A 23478-nucleotide genomic window follows, 5' to 3' on the forward strand; every position below is an offset into this window, starting at 1 on the left:
AAAGAATAAGTTAATTTAATTACGAATACACAAATGGGGGCTAGGCCCCCATTTAAAGCAATAACTTAAACGAAATTAAAGTGAACGTTGTACTTCAACCGTCTCGAATACCTCGATTTGGTCGCCAACTTTAACATCGTTGTAGTTCTTAACGCCGATACCACATTCCATACCGTTACGTACTTCTTGAACGTCATCTTTAAAGCGACGTAGTGACTCAAGTTCACCTTCATAGATAACCACGTTATCACGAAGTACACGGATAGGCGCGCTACGCTTAACGATACCTTCAGTAACCATACAGCCTGCGATTGCACCAATCTTCGGTGACTTGAACACGTCACGAACTTCAGCAAGACCAATGATCTCTTGCTTGAATTCTGGTGCAAGCATACCTGACATCGCTTGTTTAACTTCTTCAATCAGGCTGTAGATTACGCTGTAGTAACGTAAGTCTAGGTTTTCTGACTCAATTACTTTACGAGCTGATGCATCAGCACGTACGTTAAAGCCAACAACGATTGCGTTTGACGCCGCTGCAAGCGTTGCATCAGTTTCAGTGATACCACCTACACCTGAACCAACAATCTTCACTTTAACTTCATCAGTAGAAAGCTTAGTTAATGAATCAGCGATTGCTTCAATTGAACCTTGTACGTCAGCTTTAAGAACGATGTTAACTTCTGATACATCGCCTTCAGCCATGTTCGTAAACATGTTTTCAAGCTTCGCTTTTTGTTGACGAGCAAGCTTCACTTCACGGAACTTACCTTGACGGTAAAGTGCTACTTCACGTGCTTTACGCTCATCTTTAACTACTGTTGCTTCATCACCAGCAGCAGGGATACCTGATAGACCTAAAATCTCAACTGGGATAGACGGACCCGCAGACTTGATATCTTTACCGTTCTCATCTTTCATCGCACGAACACGGCCATATTCAAGACCACATAGTACGATATCACCTTGGTTAAGCGTACCAGACTGAACTAGGATTGACGCAACTGGACCACGGCCTTTATCAAGACGTGATTCAATTACAACACCTGCAGCCATACCTTCAGCTGGTGCAGTTAGCTCTAGGATTTCAGCTTGCATTAGTACTGCTTCAAGTAGGTCATCAATACCTAAACCTGTTTTTGCTGAGATATGAACGAATTGCGTGTCACCACCCCACTCTTCTGGGATAACGTCTAATTGTGCTAGTTCGTTCTTAACGCGATCTGGGTCGATGCCTTCTTTATCCATCTTGTTTACTGCGATGATTAAAGGAACGCCTGCAGCACGGGCGTGCTGAACCGCTTCTTTAGTTTGTGGCATTACACCATCATCCGCAGCAACTACTAGGATTACGATATCCGTTGCTTTAGCACCACGAGCACGCATTGATGTAAACGCGGCGTGGCCCGGAGTATCTAAGAACGTGATCATGTGACCATTTGTTTCAACGTGGTATGCACCAATGTGCTGTGTAATACCACCTGCCTCACCTGAAGCAACTTTTGCTGAACGAATGTAGTCAAGTGTTGACGTTTTACCGTGGTCAACGTGACCCATTACCGTTACAACCGGCGCACGAGGAATTGCTTTACCTTCTTCGCTACGATCGCTTAGTACTTTCTCTTCTAATTCGTTTTCTTTAACGATAATAACCTTGTGACCCATTTCTTCAGCTACAAGTTGTGCTGTTTCTTGGTCGATCACTTGGTTGATGGTAACCATGTCACCCATCTTCATCATCGTTTTAACAACTTCAGCACCTTTAACAGCCATACGTGATGCAAGCTCAGCAACAGTGATTGTTTCACTGATACGAACTTCGTTTTTCACGTCTGCTGTTGGTTTTTGGAAACCATGTTGTAAAGACGTTGGTGCTTTCAGCTTACCTTTCTTGCCTTTAGGACCAGTAGGCTGTTTCTCTTTTTGAGGTCCTTTTTTCTTTTTCTTACGACGAGCGCTTTGCTCTTCACGTGCATCAGATTCATCTTCTGCTTCACGTGCGTAAGTAGAAGTCGTAAGGTGGTGATCAGCGTTTTCTTCACGCTGCTTACGCTCTTCTTCTTCCTTTTTCCAGCGAGCTTCATTTTCTTCAGCTAGCTTTCTTGCCTCTTCTGCTTGACGTTTCGCTTCTTCTTCAGCTTTTCTCAATGCGGCCTCTTCTGCTTCTTTTTGCAGACGCTCAGCTTCGGCGCGATCTTGTTCAGACTTAGCACTTTGCTCTGGGGTCATCTGCTTCTGTTTCGCTTTACGCTCAGCTTCAGCTTTACGTTTAGCCTCTTCTTTGGCTTTACGCTCAGCTTCTTCTTTCGCTTTGCGCTCTGCCTCTTGTTTCGCTTTAAGCTCTTCAGCTTCTTGCTGGGCTTTAAGCTCTGCTGCTTTACGTGCAGCTTCTTCTGCAGCTAAACGCTCTTCTTCTTGCTGTTGCTCAATGGCGCTTTTCTTAACGTAAGTACGTGTTTTACGTACTTCAACTTGCACAGACTTCGCTTTACCTGTAGAGCCAGTTACGCTTAGCGTACTTTTGCTTTTACGTTGCAAAGTCATGCGAGCTGGGCCTTCTGAGCCCGTGCCGCCGTGCTGCTTGCTCAAGTGATCTAATAACGTCGACTTTTCAGACTCAGTTACCATATCACCTGCTTTTTTAGAAATACCGGCTTGTTCTAGCTGCTGTAGTAATTTATCAACAGTTGTACCAATATCTCCGGCTAGTTTTTCAACATTTACTTCTGCCATAGTGTGTAATACCTCCGTTAATAAATTACTCGTCTGCGAACCAACAAATGTTACGCGCAGCCATAATTAGCTTGCCAGCTTCTTCTTCTGAAAGTTCAGTGATGTCTACTAACTCATCAATGCCTTGCTCAGCTAAGTCTTCAAGTGTTACTACACCTTTACTTGCCATAACAAATGCAAGGTGACGCTCTAAACCTTCAAGTGCTAGTAGGTCTTCTGCAGGTTCTGCACCTTCTAAGCTTTCTTCAGTTTTAAGCGCTTTCGTTGTTAATGCGTCTTTTGCACGTGAACGTAAGATATCAACTGTTTCTTCATCTAAACCGTCAATTTCTAAGAATTCTGATGCTGGTACGTAAGCCACTTCTTCAAGTGTCGAGAAACCTTCGTTGATAAGTAATGTTGCAAACTCATCATCGATATCTAGGTACTCAGTGAATAAGTTGATTAGCTTATCTGATTCAGCTTCGTTCTTCGCACGCATGTCATCAACGGTCATTACGTTTAATTCCCAACCAGTTAACTGGCTAGCAAGACGAACGTTTTGACCATTACGACCGATTGCTTGTGCTAGGTTATCGGCTTCAACAGCGATATCCATTGAGTGTGTATCTTCGTCCATTACGATTGACGCAACTTCTGCTGGCGCCATTGCATTGATAACGAATTGCGCTGGGTTGTCATCGTAAAGAACGATATCAACACGCTCACCACCAAGCTCAGTTGAAACTGCTTGTACACGTGCACCACGCATACCAACACACGCACCTACTGGGTCGATACGTTTGTCGTTAGATTTTACCGCGATTTTTGCACGAGAGCCTGGATCACGTGCAGCTGCACGTAGTTCAATCATCTCTTCGCCAATCTCTGGCACCTCAATGCGGAAAAGTTCCATTAGCATTTCTGGCTTAGAACGCGTTACAAATAACTGCGCGCCACGAGCTTCAGGCTTAACTTCATAAAGAAGACCACGGATACGGTCACCCGGGCGGAAGTTTTCACGCGGTAACATATCATCACGGTAGATAACCGCTTCAGCATTGTTACCTAGGTCAAGTACGATAGCATCACGGGTTGCTTTTTTAACAACACCTGTTACTAATTCGCCTTGTTGATCTTTGTATTCTTCAACCACTAATGCACGCTCAGCTTCACGTACTTTTTGTACGATAACTTGCTTAGCCATTTGTGTTGTAATACGGTCAAACTTGATTGACTCAATTTGTTCTTCAACGTAATCGCCTAATTGTAGGCTTTCGTCTTCAACCTGTGCCGCTTCAAGTGTGATTTCGCTGTAAGGGTTTTCTAAAGAACCATCTTCAAGAACTTCAGCAATCTTCCAACGACGGAATGTGTCGTAATCACCTGTTTTACGATCGATTGATACGCGAACTTCAATTTCGCCATCGTGTTTTTTCTTTGTCGCAGTCGCTAATGCGAACTCTAACGCTTCAAAAATCTTTTCTTTTGGAACCGCTTTCTCATTGGAGACGGCTTCAGCAACCAATAATATTTCTTTTGCCATGGGTTATGCCTCGCTTGCCCTATTCCTTCGCACTCGAATTAAAACTTTGCGATGATGTTCGCACGTTCAATGTTACTGATCATAATCATATGCTCAGTGCCATCTGCTGAAAGTGTGATCATATCACTGCTAACTGATACTAAATCGCCTTTAAAGTTACGACGACCATCTTGCGGAAGCTTAGTACGCACGCGTACTTCTTCTCCTTGCGCCTTCTCGTAGTGATCTTGTTTGAATAATGGACGATCAACACCAGGAGACGAAACTTCCAAATCATATTCATTTGTAATTGGGTCTTCGACGTCTAAAATTGCGCTAACTTGACGACTAACGTCGGCACAATTGTCAACCGTAATCCCTGCATCGTGATCGATATAAACACGTAATGTAGAGTGGCGACCAGCTTGCACAAACTCAAGACCATGTAACTCAAAGCCTAACATTTCAACGGCCGGTGAGAGCATGGCTACTAAATCTTGCTCAAGTTTTGTCACGAAAATCCTCCATACAAACAAAAAAAGGGCATATAGCCCTGAAATACTGAGTTTAATAATGATTTAAAATCACCGCCAAGCAGATACAACAACGCCCCGAACCAAGCGGGGCGTCACACCTAAAGCATAAAACTGTGTGGCCTAGGGCCAAGCTTGGTTGCGAGTCAGTCACCTGACTAAATTAAACTAGATAGCCTAAACGCAAAACGCGCATTACCAGAATGCGCGACTTCATACAGTAAAAATTACTGTGCATACTAAGTACACTTACAATGCCTTAGCATGTATTTGGTTGCGGGAGCCGGATTTGAACCGACGACCTTCGGGTTATGAGCCCGACGAGCTACCAGGCTGCTCCATTCCGCGCCAATAGATATTAAAAGTAACTTAATATCGTTTAATCGAGTGCTAAACACCTCAATTCAATGGCGGCTATTATAAGCATGTAGCGCTCAATTAGCAACCTTCCTACATGAATTAGTTAGACTATTTTTTGCCTAAAAATTTTATGACAACCTTGTCATAAAATTTCCCATAACTGAAAATTCTCGTCTATATTTAGTCATATAATAAGAATAACCTATAGCCTTGGCTATTAAGCGATTTACTATGAGTCTATCTTCATTTCAAAAAAGACTGTTACTACAAGATATTGAATTGCTAAAACCAGATTTCCATCAGTTTACAAGCGCATATCATCGCAGTCTTAATGCTCGTCAGTTAACCATGACAGTGCCTGAGCAAGACAGCATAACTAAGCGTAGCTATATTCTTTACTGTGCGCTCAACAAAGTAGTAAGTCACCTTGATGACTTACAGCAAGTCACGCCGTTTATTCATTATTTAGCGAATAACCTGAGCTTTTTAAACGTAGCGTCAAAAGATATTGATATTCTTTGTGAGGCTTTTATTGAGACTCGTCTACTCTTTATCAAGACCTACAATAGCCATCAGCAACAAGCTTGGGAGCTGGCTATTCGTATTTTTTCTAATATTGTGAAAAGTTACTTATTTTCACACTCTACCGTGGTTTCTATTAAAACAAGACGCTTGGTTTATAAAGCTCACAATTGACTCAGTTCATTTCGAAGTCTATCAATTTGCCTTTGCTCAACAGAGATAAGTGTATTGAAGCGGCTTGTCAACGCACTCATTTTATCAACTAAAGCTTGATCACTATTTGCGTCAGCTAAGTTATTTGGTCTATGACTAACTTGCTTTTCTAGTAGGCTAATCTGTTGGTTTAGTTGTTCGTTATAAGTATCGATCTTATTTTCATGCTCAGCGATTTGTTGCATGATTTGTTTGCTACGAATAAAGCTATCAACCTCATCGTTATTTGATAGTTCATTGAAACTATTGTTTATTCTGTTATTTTCGGCGATTAGTCTGTCAATACTACGCTGTTCATTGTCAATAAGAACAGCATAACGCTCAGATACAGCACTCATTTGCTTTGCAATAGCAGCTTGTTTTTTTGCACCAACTAAGTTTTGTAACTGCGCATCGGACTGATTATTTAATGCTGCAATTTCATTATTCATACGAAGCTTAAAGGTATCTATTTTATTATTATGCTCAGCTATTTCTGCTGCTATTTGTTTGGTCCTGATATAGCTATCAACTTGACCAGTCGTTTGAGAATATACTGACTCAGTACTTTTTCCTTGTACAGCATTGGATAGGAAAGGGTTTTGCTCTTTTATTGTTATTAATTTAGCATCTTCCCCACATGGCAACTGACTAAACTCAACCACACCATTTTTTTCGCACTGATACACTGATGCACTCGCCGCAGTGCTTATAAATAAACATGTAGCCCAAATAATATGAGTATTAATAGTGTTAGATTTCATTTTTTGCCTTCCATAGTTATACCTTATTTATACACTAACTTTATCGATCTATCTCCTAGTTTGTTTCGTAGTTAATTCAATTATGATCCACTAAGGTTTTTAGAAGTGCAATATGCCACCCTGAGATTTATCTTTGGCGATCAACTCAATGCAAGTCATAGCTGGTTTAAAAATAAATCACAACCAGACACGCTGTACGTGATTGCCGAATTGAAACAAGAAACAGACTATGTAAAGCATCATTTGCAAAAAGTGACCGCTTTTTTTGCTGCAATGGAAAACTTTGCTACAGCACTCAAAAATGCCAACTTGAACTGCCTGCATTTAACACTTGATAATACAGAAGATGATGCCACGCTACCTGAATTGCTCACCCGCTTAGCGAAGCAGTATCAATGCCAAAATATTGAGTATCAATATCCAGACGAATACCGCCTTAAAAAGCAACTTGCAGATTTTTCACAGCAGAGCGAATTTAATGTCAATGCAGTTGATTCGGAACACTTCTTGTTACCTTTTAACGATATTGACCAGCACTTTAAGCCAAATAAACCGGTAAAAATGGAGTTTTTTTATCGTGCTATGCGCAAACGTTTTAATATTTTAATGGACGATGATAACCAACCTCGTGGAGGCAAATGGAATTTTGATCAGCAAAATAGAAACAAGTTAAAACCAAGCGATCTTAAAGAAATTCCCGAACCTTTGTGCTTCGGTCACGATGTTAGCCACATCCTTAAACGGATAGAAAAGCACAAAATAAATACCTTTGGTGAGTGCAGCGATACCTTAATTTGGCCAACCACGCGCGCTGAAGCAAAGCAGTTACTTGATTTTTTTTGCGACCATTTACTGGTGCATTTTGGTCAGTTTCAAGATGCCATGACATGCCAGTCCCAGTACCAATGGTCTTTGTATCACAGCCGTTTATCGTTTGCTCTTAATACGAAAATGCTGCACCCGATGCAGGTCATCGAACAAGTGTTAACTAGCTTTGATAAGCAACCTATTGATATTGCTCAAGTTGAAGGTTTTATTCGGCAAATTCTCGGTTGGCGCGAGTATGTACGTGGTATTTATTGGCAAAATATGCCTGATTACGCCAGCAAAAATGCCTTAAATGCAAAGCGTGCCCTACCCGACTATTTTTGGCACGGCAAAACAAACATGAATTGTATGCACCATGCCATTACACAAAGCCTGCAAACGGCTTATGCACACCATATACAACGTTTGATGATCACGGGTAACTTTTGCTTATTAACCGCTATTAAGCCTAGTGAAGTAGATGAATGGTATTTAGGTATTTATATCGATGCCATAGAATGGGTAGAAATGCCCAACACTCGGGGAATGAGCCAATTTGCTGACGGGGGATTAATTGCCACTAAACCTTATGCTGCCAGTGGAAATTACATCAACAAAATGAGTGATTATTGCAAACACTGTAGCTACAACATTAAAGAAAAAACCACTGAGGATGCTTGCCCATTCAACAGCCTATATTGGCATTTTATGTTAGAACATGAACAGCAGCTATCACAAAACCCTCGTATCGGTATGATTTATAACAACTGGTATAAGCAAGATGAATCTGTTCAGCAAGCAACTCTTAAACGTGCTAATTGGTGCTTGGATAATTTAGAAAAACTGTAATGACAAAGTACCATATTGGGTAAACTTGTTAATTAAATGTTTAATTATTTTGTCACTCTAGTGTAACCACGCTCTTTTTTAATAGCGCTGCATATTAAATAACACTTTGAGGACACAATGAAAAAAACACTTATTAGCGCAGCGTTTTTAGTTGCATGCTGCAGTAACGTACATGCGTTTAGTCAAGAAACCCACAAACGTATCGTGATTGATGCCGTTAACTACATGCAACAACACCCAAGCACAACACAATACGCTGCGTTAGTCAGCTATGCTCAGCAAAATAATATGACTGTCGCTCAGCTTGGCGAGCTACTTGGGCAAGCAGCCTATGACGTCGATGATTTTGAGGACACGTTTTTTTGTGGGGCTATTACAGGTTCTTGCGTACAAGCACCAGTTTGGGGTGCTGCAGAAAGTATTGTGAAATACACCAGTTATTGGCACTTTCAAAATCACACCCAAGGTGCTGATCAACATGGCAACGACTTTGGCGGCTACAACTATCAAAAACTAACAGTATGGGGAGCTGTTGATAATCTTGCCGCAACGTGGCTCAAAGGTGATTACCTTGATGATGGTAAAGGTGGTGAAACAGGCTGGTTCAATGCTGACTCTTCAAAATATAATAGCTATGGCGTTACTGAAGCCCATTACCGTATAGATAGCCAATCAAGTTACAGCATGTATGATGATTTTGAGGAAATGCCATTCCAACCTATCGATAACTTAGGGCAATACTGGTATCAAAGTTACTTACAAAGCGGTAATCCACAGATTTTAGGTTTTGTATTTCACACCACCGATTTACTCCAACCTCATCATACTTGGACAACCTCCGATCTAAATCACTCAAGCTGGGAAAGTTGGGTGAATGACTACTACGACCAAGAAAACCTCAACGATCCAGCACTCGTTTCACAAGCCATGGCAACCTTTGCTGCATTAGATACACAATCAACTGATGTACGCCCTTTGTTAACCCAAGGCGGTGCATTTTCGTATGCACAAGGTGGGATCGTGTTAAATTCAAAAGATCATTACGACCGACTCGATACTGCAAAACAAGTGGTTCCCCATGCGATTGCAATGGTGGTTCACCTACTTAATCATGCCATGGTTGCTCGATAATGCGTGGGCTTTACATTTTGACAGCACTGCTAGGTTTGCTTTTTAGCAACCTAGCAGTTGCTGCGTTTAATCAATACACAGAATCTGAAATTGATCTCATGTGGCAGGTCTACAAAGAACAAAGCCCAGATATTAGCAAACAGCAAACACGTGAACGCCTTTACGAAAATCAATTTTTACTTAAGTACGCACAGAAAAACATGCCTGAGCTTGTAGAGCGCCAAGCGAGTGTTGGCTTTTCAACTCATTACCATGTAATGCGCTACTTAGATAATCTGTTTATTCATCAGTTAAATCTCACCGGTAAACCAGCTACAACTGGGCTTGAACCATTTGATAAACACTGGCTGAAAACCAACTTAGGGCTATATCCTCTGGATGGTCAGTACAGTGATGCCCAAATCAAACAGTTCAATGATATTAAACTCGATTTGTTTGAAAACCCAATGACGCTGTACGAATTTATTGCACCTCTTTCTATGCAGACTCGCTTTCGTTTGCATCAAGGAGATAGCGAACTGTTCAAAACCGAAGTTTTAAAACATCGACAATTTCTTTTGCATTTAAAGCAAGCTGATGCGGTCATACAAACACAGCAAATTTCGCTTCCCCATCTTTATTCTATAGCCAAGGGCGATATCCTAAGGCCTTCGATTCAAAGCTGGTTAGGGGTAAAAGGTATTATGCATGTAGAGAGCCCTGTGTTAACTCGCTTAGAGAACAAGGTTACTGACGCTGAAATCCAGCAATATTACCAACAACACAAAGAAAGATTTCATTATCTAAAATCGGTTAAGGCCCATGGCGGCGAATTTACCGATAGAGAAGCGGCTTTAGCATTTAAAAAGCAAGCTGAAACAAGCTCAATACAACACGCACTAAAGCAATTAAATCAGCCCGATATTTACGCTCAATATAATAACTACTTAACCCGAGAGCATAAACGAAATTGGGCAGTACAATTAGCATTCACACAAAAGCCTCAACAGTTAAGTGAGGTAATACGCTCACCGAATGGTTTTTGGGTGGTAGTAATGAGCTATGATCATGCGTTTGGCTACTTTGACGCAAATGACGAAACAGTACGCTATCAAGCCAAAAAGGCCATCGCAGTTGAAAAAGCCATAATTAACTACCAACAGAGTTGGTTGGCGTGGCAAAAAGCGCATGGGATTAAGTTATGAAATGGCTAGCTTTAGCACTTTGTGTACTTTTTAGTGCTGCGGTTATTATGCATGTGCAATCAAAACATATTGCTTTAGTGCCTGCTGAAAAAGCACTGGTGTCCGTTGAGGTTGAGAAAAAAGATGTTCGTAATCAACAAGCAATGACCAGTATGCACGTAAAGCCAACTTTAATTGCAAGTGAAACAATCGATGAGGCCGATACAAATGCGGCAATCACAACCCCCGATTACTTTCCACCCATTGCAAAGCAGCCCCAGCAGACGAAGCGGTTTACAGGTGATCTTAATGACCATAAAGCGTATCAGGCATACCATCAAACACAACAAACTGAATTAGAACTTCGCTTTATTGATGCCGCAGAAAGTAAAATTGCTACTCTCGAATCCCTTTTAGAACGTGGTAAGCAAGCGGGATTGTCAGAAGATAAGCTTAATGAAGCCGAAGATAAAATTGCGGCTTTAAAGACGATGCAAGCGGAATTAGTTGCTAAACATAACGAAAAAAGCCGCCTCAAATGAGGCGGCAAAACTAACTAGGGGAAACAATGCTGTTGGTAATTACTTGTTTTCGAGTAATTTACCATTACCGATTTCAATTTTACGTGGTTTTAAAGCTTCTGGAATTTCACGCTCTAAATCGATACTTAGTAAGCCATTTTCAAGGTCAGCGCCAAGCACTTTAACGTGGTCACCTAATTGGAACTTACGCTCAAAGTTACGCTCTGCAATGCCTTGGTGAATGAACTTACGTTCAGCATTATCTTGTTTATCAGCTTTAGTACCGCTGACTTTCAATGTGTTGTTTTCTGACTCGATGGTCAATTCACTGTCACTAAAACCTGCTACAGCCATAGTGATACGATATTTGTCTTTATCGAGTGCTTCGATGTTGTACGGAGGAAAACTTGGCTGCTTGTCTGTGCGAGCTGCCGCATCCATTAATGATGCTAAATGATCGAAACCGATGAATGAACGATAAAGTGGTGATAAGTCTACTGTACGCATAATTATATCCTCATATTTAAGCGATATTTTGTTAGTACTCTTCTATTGAACCAGTGCTAACAAAGTTAAATTAATACTATATATTTCAATTACTTTAGTTTGTTTGGGACCCATCAGGCGTCCTCACTAAACTATTTATGGGCGGGTAAAATCTTTTCAAGATTTTTAGCAAAAAAAAATTGCAATTTTTTTAAGTTAATTGAAATTTTAACCCCCTCAAACAGGTCTGAATAAGTTGATTTTAAAGGGCTAACAACGTACAAAATAACAATGAAAAAAAATCCAACTTTTTTAAAAAAATTTATCAGTGTGCTAAAAAATGTCGTGTTAATGGCAGTCGTTGTGTATGCCGCGACCGCATTTCAGCAACGTAATTTACTCTCAACTGATAAAACTCCTGCCCCCTATTTTAATTTAGCCACGCTAAAAGACCCAACAGAGCGGATGACCATTGCACAATTACAAGGAAAGCAAACAGTGGTGTATTTCTTTGCGCCTTGGTGCTCAATTTGTCGTTACAGTATGCCAAATTTAGAAAAGGCTCATCAGCAAGGTAAGTTAAATGCCATAGCAATTGCCCTTGATTACCAAAACATTACTGAAGTAAAACAATTTACTGATTCACTCGAATTAACAATGCCGGTGCTACTTGGCAGTAAAAGTACAGGTCAAGATTATAAAATCAGTGCCTACCCAACTTATTATGTTATTAATGAACAGTTGGCCATTACTGCGCATTCTATGGGTTACTCAACAGAACTTGGCCTTAGAATGCGCACACTTGATTAGCTCAATCGCTTTTAGTGAGAAAAAACAGAATAGTGCAATCGATTTTATGCGCTGTTTTTATTCATTTAATTCGTTAAGATGATAACCAGATAAACCATCGAGGAGAGCGATATGTTAACTGTAATTTTTGGCCGTGAAGGCTGCCCATACTGTGTTCGTGCAAAAGACGTTGCTGAAAAACTAGCAAATGAGCGTGACGATTTTAAATACCGTTATATCGACATCATTAAAGAAGGCATCAGCAAAGCAGATTTAGAACAGTCTGCAGGCAAACCTTGCCCAACCGTACCACAGATTTTTATTGACCAAGCCCACATTGGTGGCTTTACTGAATTCGAAGCATACGCTAAAGCAAATTTAGGGTTATATCAATAAATTGTAAACGTGGTTGATTTTGGTAATTTTAAACTGATTAAATTATGACCAACATCAACCACATACAAATTAGTTGTAATTTATACAAGCAATTGCCTTGTATTTCCTATACAATGCGCGCCTCTTTAAATTCGTTGAGGCGTATTAATGTCAGAACCAGTCACGTTTGAATCTCTAAATCTTTCTCCTGCAATCCTTAAAGCAGTTGAAGAGTTGGGTTACAAGACTCCATCTGAAATCCAAGCTCAATGTATACCGTTATTGCTAGAAAGAAAGGACGTACTGGGACTAGCGCAAACGGGTACAGGTAAAACAGCAGCATTTGCACTGCCGTTACTAAATAATATTGACCCGTCTGTGAAGCAGCCACAGATCCTTGTTTTAACGCCTACGCGTGAACTTGCGATCCAAGTAGCTGAGGCATTCGAACAATATGCTAAGCATACTCGTGGTGTTGAAGTTTTAGCCCTTTATGGTGGCCAAAGCTATAGCATCCAACTAAGTGCACTTCGTCGTGGCGCGCAAATCATTGTTGCAACGCCAGGTCGCTTAATTGACCACATTAACCGTGGCACAATCAAGTTTGAGAGCTTACAAGCCCTTGTTCTTGATGAAGCAGACGAAATGTTACGCATGGGCTTCATTGATGATGTAGAAAGTATCATGGAGAAAACGCCACGTGAAAAGCAAACATGTCTTTTCTCTGCGACCATGCCTAAGCAAATTCAAAATATCAGCAGCAAGTACATGAATGAGCCTGAGCAAGTTCATATCTCTGCGCGTAACTCAACTGTATCAACGGTTGAGCAAGTATTTTGGAATGCTCACGTACACAAAAACAAAGCTATCGTTCGCTTCTTAGAAGCTGAGCAATACGATGGTGCAATTGTTTTCGTACGTACACGTAACGACACGGTACAGTTAGCTGAATTACTTGAGCGCGAAGGTTTCTCTGCGGCACCACTTAATGGTGACATGAACCAACAAGCACGTGAACGCACAGTAGATCGTTTGAAAAACGGCCTAGTTGATATCGTTATTGCAACAGACGTTGCTGCACGTGGTCTTGATGTAGACCGTTTAAGCTTAGTAATTAACTACGATATTCCACAAGATTCAGAAGCCTACGTTCACCGTATTGGCCGTACTGGTCGTGCGGGTCGTCAAGGTAAAGCGATTCTTTTCGTAAAACATAACGAGCGTTATTTACTTAAAAATATCATTCGTCATACGAAATCTGATATCGCACAAGTTGATTTACCAACAGCTAAAGTTGTTGAAGAAAAGCGCATTAAAGCGCTTCAAGACAAGCTTACAATTGCGCTTGAAAACAAAGACATCACTTTCTTTAATCAAGTTGCTGCTGATATGGCAGAAAAACTTGAATTAAGTGCTGAAGACTTAGCAGGTGCATTACTTTGTTTAGCGCAGCAACAATCACCAATCAAGGTTGAAGAAGTTAAAGTTCAACCGCGTGGCGAGCGCAACGAGCGTCGTCGCAATGACCGTGGTGATCGTGGCGACCGCCAAGGACGCGAGCGTAAACCTCGTGAGCCGCGTGAGCGCAACAGCCGTAACATGGGTCCTATGGATACTTACCGTATCGAAGTAGGTCGTGAGCACGGTGTACAAGTTAAAAATATCGTTGGTGCGATTGCTAACGAAGCTGATATCTCAAGCAAGTTCATTGGTGATATTCGCTTACATGACAATCACAGTACGGTACAGTTACCACAAAACATGCCAAAAGATGTGCTTGATCACTTCCAAAAGGTATTTATCTGTAAACGTCCGATGAATATGACGCTAACGCAAGACCAAGGTCCTGCGGCTCCTCGCTCAGAGCGCCCAAGCGGTGATCGTGGTGATAAGAAGCGTAACTTCAAAGACCGTGGTGAAAAACGTGGTGGCCCTCGTAAAGAGCGTCGTCCAGTGAGCTTCACTGCGAACTAATTGAAGCTTAAGCTTTAAGCAATAAAAAACCTTGTCATGAGAGTGACAAGGTTTTTTTGTGTCTGTAGTAAAGCTGTCAGCTATCAGCTATCAGCTATCAGCTATCAGCTATCAGCTATCAGCTTTAAGTTAATAAACTCCTAGAAACTTTTGAACATCTTTAAAATAAAGTTCTTCAACATCAAAATATTGAATAAAACTATCTTTACATCCCTGCTGTTTGTATAAAAGCACTACATAACATAACAATTTTGCTGTTAACTTAATTATGTCGTCTCTATGTGATTTATTAGCACTAGGCTCGTAAGTATATCGGCTTGATTTAAAAGAAGATCTATATTTGTGAAGTATTTCAAGCTCATTTTCACTGACTAAAAACTTTGCAATATCATCAGGTAATGAATGGTATAGAGTAATTAAATCATGTGGATCAGACTTTTTAGGTAAGCTATTCCTATCAAAGATATAGGTTTCATTTGGTTGACCTATGTTATCTACTGCAAGAGCATTAAAACTCTTAAAAAGTATTTCGATTGATAAAACCGATAACACACTTTGCAGCCCCATTCTCTGATGTGATGCGGTTTTAGCTACCATATAATAATCATAAGCACATTCAATCATGTATGGTCGGAAATCAATTTGAGATAATGATTTAGTACCTATGTTAAGTTTGTTAAGTTTCAACTATTTTCCTTAAATAAAGACTAAGTAATCGCAAATCAAAAAAGCCTCATGCTAGATTGCTGAGGCTTTGTTAATCTAATCCTTATGAGCCGATGGCTGGGTATGCGTAGCTTGATTGAAGACCTAGTGGAATGCCTAAGCCCCAGTACGCGAGTAAGAAGATACTCCAACCGATTAAGAAGGCGATTGAGTACGGTAACATCATCGCGATTAAGGTGCCGATACCGGTGCCTTTAACATACTTTTGGCAGTACACAACAACCAGTGGGAAGTATGGCATTAGTGGCGTGATGATATTCGAGCTTGAGTCACCTACACGGTACGCAGCTTGCGTTAAATCAGGTGAAATACCCAGTTGCATCAGCATGGGTACAAAGATTGGCCCTAATAGCGCCCATTTTGCCGAGCTTGAGCCAACAAATAGATTCACGAACGCCGTTAAGAAGATAATACCGACCACAGTGACTGAACTTGGCAGAGCCATTGCTTTTAATAGTTGCGCCCCTTCAATTGCAAGTAATGCACCTAGGTTTGATTTACTAAATGCAGCAATAAATAACGCACAGAAGAACGCCATAACAATATAGTAAGCCATACCGCTCATCGCTTTGCTCATTGCATCGATCATATCTTTAGAGCTTTTGAAGGTACCCACGGCAAAACCGTAGACGGCACCTGGGATCCAAAACAGTAAGAAGATAAGTGGCACAATTGATTGCATTAACGGTGAACGGAAATTAGTTAATGAGCCATCACTGCTTCGCATTGCAGAGTCGGCTGGCGCTGAGACAAACCATAGTAGCGCAAGGCCTGCAATCATCACTGTACTTGCAATATAGAACGCACGTTTTTCATCACTGCGTGCTTCATCAAAGGCAGGTAGGTCTTCTGTATCACCATCAAGTGGCGTATTTTGTAAACGCGGCTCGATGATTTTATCTGTGATATACCAGCCTAATAAGATAATAAACAGGCTCGAAGCTGAGGTGAAAAACCAGTTATTAAGCGGGTTAATCGCCATATCTGGGTCAATAATTTGCGCGGCACTTTGGGTAAAGCTTTGCAGTAACGGATCAATCCCTGATGGAATAAAGTTTGCGCTAAAGCCACCACTTACCCCAGCAAACGCTGCTGCAATACCAGCAAGCGGATGACGCCCCATCGCATAGAAGATAACTCCAGCAAGAGGGATAACTAGTACGTAACCGGCATCAGTTGCGGTATGGCTGACAATCGCCACTAAAATAATAGACGGTGTTAAAAGCTGCTTAGGCGTTACTTTTAACATTAATTTAAGGCCGGTATTGATAAAGCCAGAATGCTCAGCAACACCAACACCTAACATAGCAACCAGCACCACACCAAGCGGCGCAAAGCCAGTGAAGGTTTTCACCATCGAAGATAAGAAGGTGGCAAGGGAGTCCCCTGCTAATAGGTTATTTACAACGATGGCTTCGCCAGTGCGCGGATCGATTGCATCAAATGTAGTGCCCGAGAAAAGCCAAGATAAAAACCAAATAAGTAGCATTGCGACTAAAAAGATAATCGCTGGATCAGGTAGCTTGTTACCCACCCTCTCAATGGTATTTAGAAAACGTGCGATTGCACCACTTGGTGCCTGCACATCATTATTGTTATTCATTTTCAAATTCCCTAGAAAAATATCTCGTTAACCTTAACGTATCTAACTAATAAGGTAAATTTTAAGTTAATGGAATTACCTGATAAAGGTAAAGTGATTATGTAAAAAAAGCGACACAGGTCGCTTTACAGAATTTTATTTAATTAGATTAGGCTGCAAGTGCTTTCACTTCATCCCACAGGCGCACAACAAGCTCTTTATCTTCTTCGTTTAACTCACCGTTGCGATAAGCTTTAACGAGGCTAGATTCAACTTGATTGTTTAACTCATCAATCGATAAGTTTAATTCTTCTACTTGTGCATAGCCTACAGCTAAGTCAAAGTGACCACGTAAATAGCCACCAGCAAATAGCTCGTCGTCAGTTGCTTTATCGACTAAATCATCAAAATATTGCTGCGCTGCATCAATATAACTTACTAAACTCATTGTTACTTCTCCTCTGGGTGCAGCCCATCTTGATGACCCACTGCATACATAATATGGTCATTGAAACCGGTGGTTACGCGAATATAACCACTTAATTCATCGTCTAACTCACTATCACCCGTATCGGCAATCAGTGGTCGGCCATTCAAGGCCTGTAATTTAGTTTTAGTGGCTACAACAATAATGTTGTCGCGGCCAATAGCACGAATAAGTGCAGGGCTTAATTGCTGATTACCTCGGCCGAAGATATGGCCTTGGCCACCAATTAAGGTGATCACCAATTTGGTTTCTTTACCTTGTGTGAGCTCAAGTAATTGCTGAGCAGTTAAATCCTGCGCGATAAGCTCTTGGTCTGCCACTAAGTCTACACCTAGCAAGGTATTTTCAAGACCCATTTCTTCCATAATTGCCGCGACTGTAGAACCACTGCCCATCACATATAAGCAGTCTTCATCCATTTCACTAACAACATAGGCAGCTATATCGGCAAGCACTAATTCATCGGTTTCTTTACCGCCATTTTTAACTGCCTGTACATAACGTACTTCACTAGGCACTTGCATTTCACCATAGCGCTTAGCTTTTACCGTGCCTTCGCGAAATGCTTCTTCGTCGATATCCATCACATCAGCATCGCCAAGGCTGACAAGTTCACCTTTAACTAGCATCTCAACAACACGCCCAGCTGCTTTTGGGGTAATAGCATAAACCCCAGAATGAATTTTGCAGCCTGCAGGAATACCTAATACAGGAGTGCTATCGCCAACCGCATGACAAACATTGCGGGCAGTACCATCGCCACCTGCAAATAAAATTAGGTCGACACCTTGCTCAACTAATAGCTTGGCAGCCTGCTCTGTGTCATCTGGGGTGGTGATATCGTTTGTTTGGTAAATAACGTGGCTTTGAAAGCCTAGCTGCTTTGCCGTTTGCTCGCCCATTTCACCGTTTACAGTGTAAATGGTTAAATCATCTTGATGGGCAAGCAGCACTTCAAGTGCCGCGCGGGTACGTAAGTTTGCTTTTGGCTCAGCACCAAGTTGCATTGCTTTTGCGGCGGTATCTGCGCCATCACTGCCCTTTAGTGCGACACTGCCACCTAAGCCGGCAACCGGATTTACAATCAAGCCTAATTTAAACTGCATCAGATAAAGCTCCTGGGTTGCCATGAAAATCGCGCTGCCACGTAAACTGTGCAGCCGTTAGTGGCCATGGGGTTTTATAGAAATCACTCAATGCTTTAAGCAGTGCTGTCGTGCGCTGGTTAAAACCAGATGCTAAAAAGCTCAACACTTGCTGGTGAACGCGCGCTTGAAAATCGAATCGGCAGGTTTGCTCGCCATTTAAATTATCAACCGATACATTAAAATCGAAACCTGCTGCAGTACTGAGCGCCCATTCAATAGCTTGGGGCTTTACTTCAACTGCTTCAAATTCAGCTTGCTGGTGCTTATCACGACCATCTGGGCAATACCAATAGCCATAATCTTCTTTTAACCGACGTGCCTCACCAGCCACCAGCCAATGGGCAATTTCGTGTAAGGCGCTGGCATAAAAGCCGTGGGCAAACACAATTTGGTGATAAGGCGTTTGCTCATCAGCAGGCAGGTAAATAGGTTCATCATCACCCTTTATCAAACGCGTGTTATGGCTTTGATAAAAGGTGTTTTCAAAAATAGCGATTAAGTCAGCAATCTGATGCATACGGCTTGAATTCATCTCGTTAAAAGCGTCACTAAAAACGAGGCGAATTGTACGGACTTTTCACTCCAAAGTAAAAGCAACCGCCCTCAGTTACAGGTATTTTGCGATATCAACATCATCGATTTGCTCTGGGTTTAAATAGCGTTTTGCATACTTTAGGTAAATACCTGATGTTAAGAATAATTTGAATACATCTTCATCAACATGCTGATCGGCTACCATCTTGGCTAAAATATCAATGGCAACACTGAGTGGCTTGGCTTTTTTATAAGGCCTATCGGCCGCGGTTAATGCTTCGAAGATATCAGCAAGTACTAACACACGTTCGGGTATTGATAACTGCTCAGCGGTTAATTTTCGCGGATAGCCTGTCCCTTTTAAAGTTTCGTGATGAGTAGAAGCATAGCGCGGAACTTTAGCTAATTCTTTCGGGAATGGCACACTACCTAGCATACGAATGGTGCTGATCACATGCTCATTGATCTTAAATCGGTCTTCCGCTGTTAACGTGCCTCGTGCCACAGATAAGTTATACACTTCACCAAGGTTATATTTATACTCAGGAATTGCCATGTTAATGCCTAAACTTTCTGGGTACTCAACGGCTTTTTCGTGTGGAATTAAACCACTTGGCTTATCGCTCAGGAGTGACTCTTCAACAGGTAAATGCTGATTTTTCAAATCAGCCATACGCATTTCTTCAAGGGGCGATAAACCTAAACTTGCGTCAAAATGACGCTGCCACTTGATACTAGCAACCTCATGTAAACGAGACAACTGCGCTTCATCCATAAACTCACCACCAACATTACAGGCGGCAATGAAGCTAAAGTCTGCGTGTAACTTCTCTGTTTGTTGCTCAAGCTTTTGTTTAAGCACAGATTGCTGCTCTGGATGCGCTAATAGTTGCTCATAGTAGGTAATTTTTGCATCACGTAGTAGCACTTCAAATCGGGTGCGTACCTCATGAATACGGTTATAAATAGTTTCGAGCTTAGTGCCTTTATCAACAATATGCTCTGGTGTAGTGATTTTACCGCAGTCATGTAGCCACGCCGCTAAGCGGAATTCTCGTCGCTCATCCGGGGTTTTAAAACTGAACTCAGAAAACGCCTCATCTGTTGAACCTGATGCTGCATCAGCAAGCCAAATACCCAACTCAGGCACACGCTCACAATGCCCTGCCGTATATGGCGATTTATCATCAATGGCTTGCGCTATAAGCTCTACAAACGACTCCATCAACGCTTTTTGTGAGTTTTCATGTTGCTCAATCGAGCGACTCATATCAACCATCGAACTAGCTAAATAATGAATTTCTAAAATATGACTCGAAAGCGTTGAAACCTCATTGTAGTCACGCTGTTGAATTTTTTTATTCTCACCCACTAATTTAAGTATTGGGTTAACGATTGAAGAGGCAAAAAACCAAGAGACAGGCAGCAACAAAAGCAAACATAACCCTGTAACTAATATTGAGATCTGAATCTTTTCTTTAATAATTGCTAGCACATCGTTTTTAGCCACAAGAACCGCAAAATAATCAATTTCATCAGATTGCATTTCACTACTGAGTGGCAGTTGCAATACAAACATATATTTCTCAACACCATCCTCATTCACACTTAGCATTTTGCCAAATTGATGTTGTCCATTAGCGAGTCCTATGGTTTGCTCATTTGTTTTGATTATCTTGGATAAGTCATCAAACGAGTGATGATGACCTTGTGTTTTACTTTTAGCGATTATTTCTCCATCTCCACGATAAACGTACATTTCGGAAGAAACTAGAAACTGCATTTTTTGCTGTTGTTTAATTAAAAATGCACTCAAGCTAGAACTTGCAACATCAATAGCGAGCACCCCTCCCGTTTGTTCAGATTTTATTGTGTACGTATAACCAGGTATCTTTAGTAGATTAAAAATATACTGTCGAGTTTTGGTAACTGTGCCAACTTTTGCATCGTTAAACCATAACCGCTTTCGAGGGTCGTAATCTGGAGTTTGTTTGTATTTCCTATTTAATGATAGGTTTTCATCTAAATAATATGTAGTTTGATGACGAGACTCACCCTGCCCTAACACCTTAAAAATAAGCCATCTATCTTCAGCTCTAAGATCGTTAGGTTTTGGTAATTGAGCATGACCACGTAAATTCACAACTTCGATGAAGTCACCATTAGCATACCCTAACAATAATGAATGAAAGTCTGGGTGTTTGTTTAATACTTCTATTAGAATATTTCGCAAAGAATTATTTTCATCAAAGTTCCCTGAAAACAGTCTGTTATCGTGGATCATAACACTTAATGTATTATCTACCCGCTGATTAATTCGAGTGATGTGGTCAGCTATTTGTTGGCTGGTTGATTTGAATTGTTCGGTTTTGGTTTGAAGGACTAATTTTTCACTGAAATAATAGTGCAGACTGATCGCCACAATTCCAGTTAGCAAGCTCGCTAGTGCAAATATTAATAACACACTTACGCGTATTGAAATTTTAAATCTTCTTTCATTCTGTGAAAACAATGTGCGACTCCCTGCTAGCTCTAAATAATTATCCAGATATAAATAAATCTAATACATTTTGCTAAACTTACACATAAACCAAATAATCTAGACTCGTTAAATTTTTACTACTAACTGATTTCTACCACTACCTTTTGCTTCGTAGAGTGCAGCATCAGCTCTAGCTATCACTGATTTTTGCTGCTCCTCTCGCATTACTGTTAAACCAAAGCTAGCTCTAATTAATAATGAAAGCTCTCCAACTTCAAATGGTTCAGTATTAAGCTTGGTGATCATATTTTCGATTATTTTTGCAGCATCAGACACCGAACAAAGCGGTAAAACAATAACAAACTCTTCACCACCAAAACGATAAACATCATCGGAAGTGCGTAATGACTGAGTTAAGAAAGTAGAAAAAAGCTCAAGTATACCATCGCCAACTTCATGACCATGGTTATCATTGACCTGTTTAAAATAATCTATATCAGCCAAAATAACGCACACTTGCTTCATTTTTTGCTGCTGTTGCTTAGTTATCCGTTGATAGTCTTCATAACTATTATCAAAGGCTCTTCTATTCGGTAATTGAGTCAGTGCATCTTTAAATGCTTGGCTCTGCATTTCTTGCGCTAATTGACCTAGTTGCGTATTTCGAACAAAAAGTTCGCGGCGCATTAGGTGCTGATGGGCTGACATAATCATACCCGTTAAGTTCGCTGCAACATGTGCCAAAATAACCATATACGAGGTATGGCTATTAATTTCTTTTGTAAAAAAGATCACAGATAAAGCTATTAAGCTGTAAGCCCACCCGAAAAATGCCGACAATTTGAAAGGCAGTAACGCCGAAAAGTAAAACGTAATAAGAATAATGACGTCAAAAAACAGATGTAAAACATAGGCGCGGTCAAAAGTATAAGCCATTGATTGCATGCTGATTGATAAAAAAACCATAAACAAAGAAATTGCAAGCTTAAACTGCCTTAGAGTTTGAATGTAAGCAAGAACAACAGCACTAAAGATACAAACTGAGACAATGATGCTACGACCAGTCAAAGCAATATTTGGCCAAAAAAATGATTGGATGATCATTTTATCAAAAAAGGTTATAAAAATAGTGAGAAGCGCGATGGTGTAACACAAAAATTGGGCAATTTTTTTATCCTGTTTAAATTTGCTTTGCAAAAATATTTGCTCGACCTGCAATGAATTAAACTGGCAAGCAAAGCGCTTTATTGTCAGATCTTTGTTTAATAACTTTGCAGCAAATGCGCCCATAAATACGTGCCTAATGAAATGAGTAACAGAGGAATGTTCAAATAAAGAGCTATTCCCCTATTATAGAATGATAGTTCATTAATTAAACTAGTCATTTTGTATAGAAATACCTCATATTAGCCATTAAAAAGCAGGAATTGGTTACAAAGTATTAATAAAATACTCTTTATTTTTTTACCAAGCATTCTCGCCGGCCTCATCAGACTTGACTATATCGGTTTCTTTTAACGCTTCTCGAATCCAGGTTTGCATGACTGGACACGCAAATACATGCTGACAATAAGCTTGTGCAGCACGCGAAAGCGTAACCTGATACGTTTTAAAGCGCAGTACCACAGGTGCAAACATCGCATCAACAATAGAGAACTCACCAAATAACCATGCATTAGGATACCTTTGCACGGCTAGCGCATTTTAATCCCAGACTCTAACAGGGTTGAGCGGTAATCATCGTCTAGCCCTGCCATTTTCTTTTTCCTCGCCATACTAGCTGACTTAGATGTATCTTGTTTAAAAAGCGCCATGG

At 40.8% G+C, this 23478-nt stretch carries 19 protein-coding genes, 1 tRNA gene and 2 pseudogenes; 8 read left to right on the plus strand and 14 right to left on the minus strand.

The annotated features are described in order from the left end of the window. Nucleotides 1-75 precede the first annotated feature (75 nt). The 4 genes from infB to L1272_RS15545 form a co-directional block, all read right to left on the minus strand. Nucleotides 76-2733 (minus strand): translation initiation factor IF-2, encoded by a 2658-nt coding sequence (gene infB, locus L1272_RS15530; protein WP_054553175.1) that lies wholly within the window; start codon nucleotides 2731-2733, stop codon nucleotides 76-78. A 25-nt stretch (nucleotides 2734-2758) separates the two neighbouring features. After that, on the minus strand, nucleotides 2759-4258 hold the full coding sequence (nusA, locus tag L1272_RS15535) for a transcription termination factor NusA (RefSeq protein WP_054553176.1): 1500 nt from the start codon (nucleotides 4256-4258) through the stop codon (nucleotides 2759-2761). Between the two features lie 38 nt (nucleotides 4259-4296). Continuing rightward, nucleotides 4297-4752: a ribosome maturation factor RimP gene (gene rimP, locus L1272_RS15540; protein WP_054553177.1), complete on the minus strand. Its 456-nt coding sequence runs from the start codon at nucleotides 4750-4752 to the stop codon at nucleotides 4297-4299. Between the two features lie 289 nt (nucleotides 4753-5041). Further along, nucleotides 5042-5118 (minus strand) — tRNA-Met (locus L1272_RS15545). A gap of 243 nt (nucleotides 5119-5361) precedes the next feature. Between L1272_RS15545 and L1272_RS15550 the strand changes: the two genes are divergently transcribed. After that, on the plus strand, nucleotides 5362-5826 hold the full coding sequence (locus tag L1272_RS15550; protein WP_166341606.1) for a globin: 465 nt from the start codon (nucleotides 5362-5364) through the stop codon (nucleotides 5824-5826). On the opposite strand, the gene L1272_RS15555 is transcribed toward L1272_RS15550, so the two are convergent. Then, on the minus strand, nucleotides 5817-6608 hold the full coding sequence (locus tag L1272_RS15555) for a DUF4124 domain-containing protein (RefSeq protein ID WP_199529210.1): 792 nt from the start codon (nucleotides 6606-6608) through the stop codon (nucleotides 5817-5819). The genes L1272_RS15550 and L1272_RS15555 overlap by 10 nt on opposite strands. 105 nt (nucleotides 6609-6713) lie before the next feature. Here L1272_RS15555 and L1272_RS15560 point away from each other — a divergent pair, with 105 nt between their 5' ends. The 4 genes from L1272_RS15560 to L1272_RS15575 all read left to right on the plus strand — a co-directional run bounded on the left by L1272_RS15560 (nucleotide 6714) and on the right by L1272_RS15575 (nucleotide 11100). Further along, a complete protein-coding gene (locus tag L1272_RS15560) occupies nucleotides 6714-8264 on the plus strand; it encodes a cryptochrome/photolyase family protein (protein ID WP_138598990.1) in 1551 nt (516 codons plus the stop codon). 117 nt (nucleotides 8265-8381) lie between these two features. Further along, on the plus strand, nucleotides 8382-9395 hold the full coding sequence (locus L1272_RS15565) for a phospholipase (RefSeq protein ID WP_235373806.1): 1014 nt from the start codon (nucleotides 8382-8384) through the stop codon (nucleotides 9393-9395). Then, nucleotides 9395-10579, plus strand: coding sequence for a peptidyl-prolyl cis-trans isomerase (locus L1272_RS15570; RefSeq protein WP_235373807.1), 1185 nt, complete (start codon nucleotides 9395-9397; stop codon nucleotides 10577-10579). Before L1272_RS15565 ends, L1272_RS15570 begins: the two co-directional genes overlap by 1 nt. Further along, nucleotides 10576-11100 (plus strand): hypothetical protein, encoded by a 525-nt coding sequence (locus L1272_RS15575; RefSeq protein WP_138598991.1) that lies wholly within the window; start codon nucleotides 10576-10578, stop codon nucleotides 11098-11100. Before L1272_RS15570 ends, L1272_RS15575 begins: the two co-directional genes overlap by 4 nt. Nucleotides 11101-11139: 39 nt before the next feature. Here L1272_RS15575 and L1272_RS15580 read toward each other — a convergent pair whose 3' ends face one another. Continuing rightward, nucleotides 11140-11586, minus strand: coding sequence for an Hsp20 family protein (locus L1272_RS15580; protein WP_054562102.1), 447 nt, complete (start codon nucleotides 11584-11586; stop codon nucleotides 11140-11142). 330 nt (nucleotides 11587-11916) lie between these two features. Between L1272_RS15580 and L1272_RS15585 the strand changes: the two genes are divergently transcribed. The 3 genes from L1272_RS15585 (at nucleotide 11917) to L1272_RS15595 (ending at nucleotide 14703) form a co-directional block, all read left to right on the plus strand. Beyond that, nucleotides 11917-12375 carry a TlpA family protein disulfide reductase gene (locus tag L1272_RS15585; RefSeq protein WP_235373808.1) on the plus strand — a complete coding sequence of 153 codons (459 nt, stop codon included), beginning with the start codon at nucleotides 11917-11919 and terminating at the stop codon, nucleotides 12373-12375. A gap of 111 nt (nucleotides 12376-12486) precedes the next feature. Then, nucleotides 12487-12750: a GrxA family glutaredoxin gene (locus L1272_RS15590; protein ID WP_235373809.1), complete on the plus strand. Its 264-nt coding sequence runs from the start codon at nucleotides 12487-12489 to the stop codon at nucleotides 12748-12750. A gap of 147 nt (nucleotides 12751-12897) precedes the next feature. Next, nucleotides 12898-14703, plus strand: coding sequence for a DEAD/DEAH box helicase (locus L1272_RS15595; RefSeq protein ID WP_138619858.1), 1806 nt, complete (start codon nucleotides 12898-12900; stop codon nucleotides 14701-14703). A gap of 129 nt (nucleotides 14704-14832) precedes the next feature. On the opposite strand, the gene L1272_RS15600 is transcribed toward L1272_RS15595, so the two are convergent. The 8 genes and pseudogenes from L1272_RS15600 to L1272_RS15635 all read right to left on the minus strand — a co-directional run. Continuing rightward, a complete protein-coding gene (locus L1272_RS15600; RefSeq protein ID WP_235373810.1) occupies nucleotides 14833-15390 on the minus strand; it encodes a hypothetical protein in 558 nt (185 codons plus the stop codon). 82 nt (nucleotides 15391-15472) lie between these two features. After that, nucleotides 15473-17032 carry an AbgT family transporter gene (locus L1272_RS15605; protein ID WP_054553187.1) on the minus strand — a complete coding sequence of 520 codons (1560 nt, stop codon included), beginning with the start codon at nucleotides 17030-17032 and terminating at the stop codon, nucleotides 15473-15475. 148 nt (nucleotides 17033-17180) lie between these two features. Then, entirely contained in the window at nucleotides 17181-17459 is a 279-nt protein-coding gene (locus L1272_RS15610; RefSeq protein ID WP_054553188.1) for a YfcL family protein, read from the minus strand. 2 nt (nucleotides 17460-17461) lie between these two features. Further along, nucleotides 17462-18604 (minus strand): ATP-NAD kinase family protein, encoded by a 1143-nt coding sequence (locus tag L1272_RS15615; protein WP_138598994.1) that lies wholly within the window; start codon nucleotides 18602-18604, stop codon nucleotides 17462-17464. After that, on the minus strand, nucleotides 18594-19163 hold the full coding sequence (locus L1272_RS15620; protein ID WP_138598995.1) for an elongation factor P hydroxylase: 570 nt from the start codon (nucleotides 19161-19163) through the stop codon (nucleotides 18594-18596). The genes L1272_RS15615 and L1272_RS15620 overlap by 11 nt, the downstream gene beginning before the upstream one ends. Nucleotides 19164-19253: 90 nt before the next feature. After that, nucleotides 19254-20861: pseudogene (locus L1272_RS15625) on the minus strand (HD-GYP domain-containing protein); the annotation flags it as partial. 927 nt (nucleotides 20862-21788) lie between these two features. Continuing rightward, nucleotides 21789-22952 (minus strand): GGDEF domain-containing protein, encoded by a 1164-nt coding sequence (locus L1272_RS15630; protein WP_054553192.1) that lies wholly within the window; start codon nucleotides 22950-22952, stop codon nucleotides 21789-21791. 174 nt (nucleotides 22953-23126) lie between these two features. Continuing rightward, nucleotides 23127-23345, minus strand: a pseudogene (locus L1272_RS15635) (glutathione S-transferase); the annotation flags it as partial. Nucleotides 23346-23478 lie beyond the last annotated feature (133 nt).

It is taken from the genome of Pseudoalteromonas sp. PAST1, from assembly GCF_021532515.1.
Classification (GTDB): Bacteria; Pseudomonadota; Gammaproteobacteria; order Enterobacterales; family Alteromonadaceae; genus Pseudoalteromonas; species Pseudoalteromonas simplex.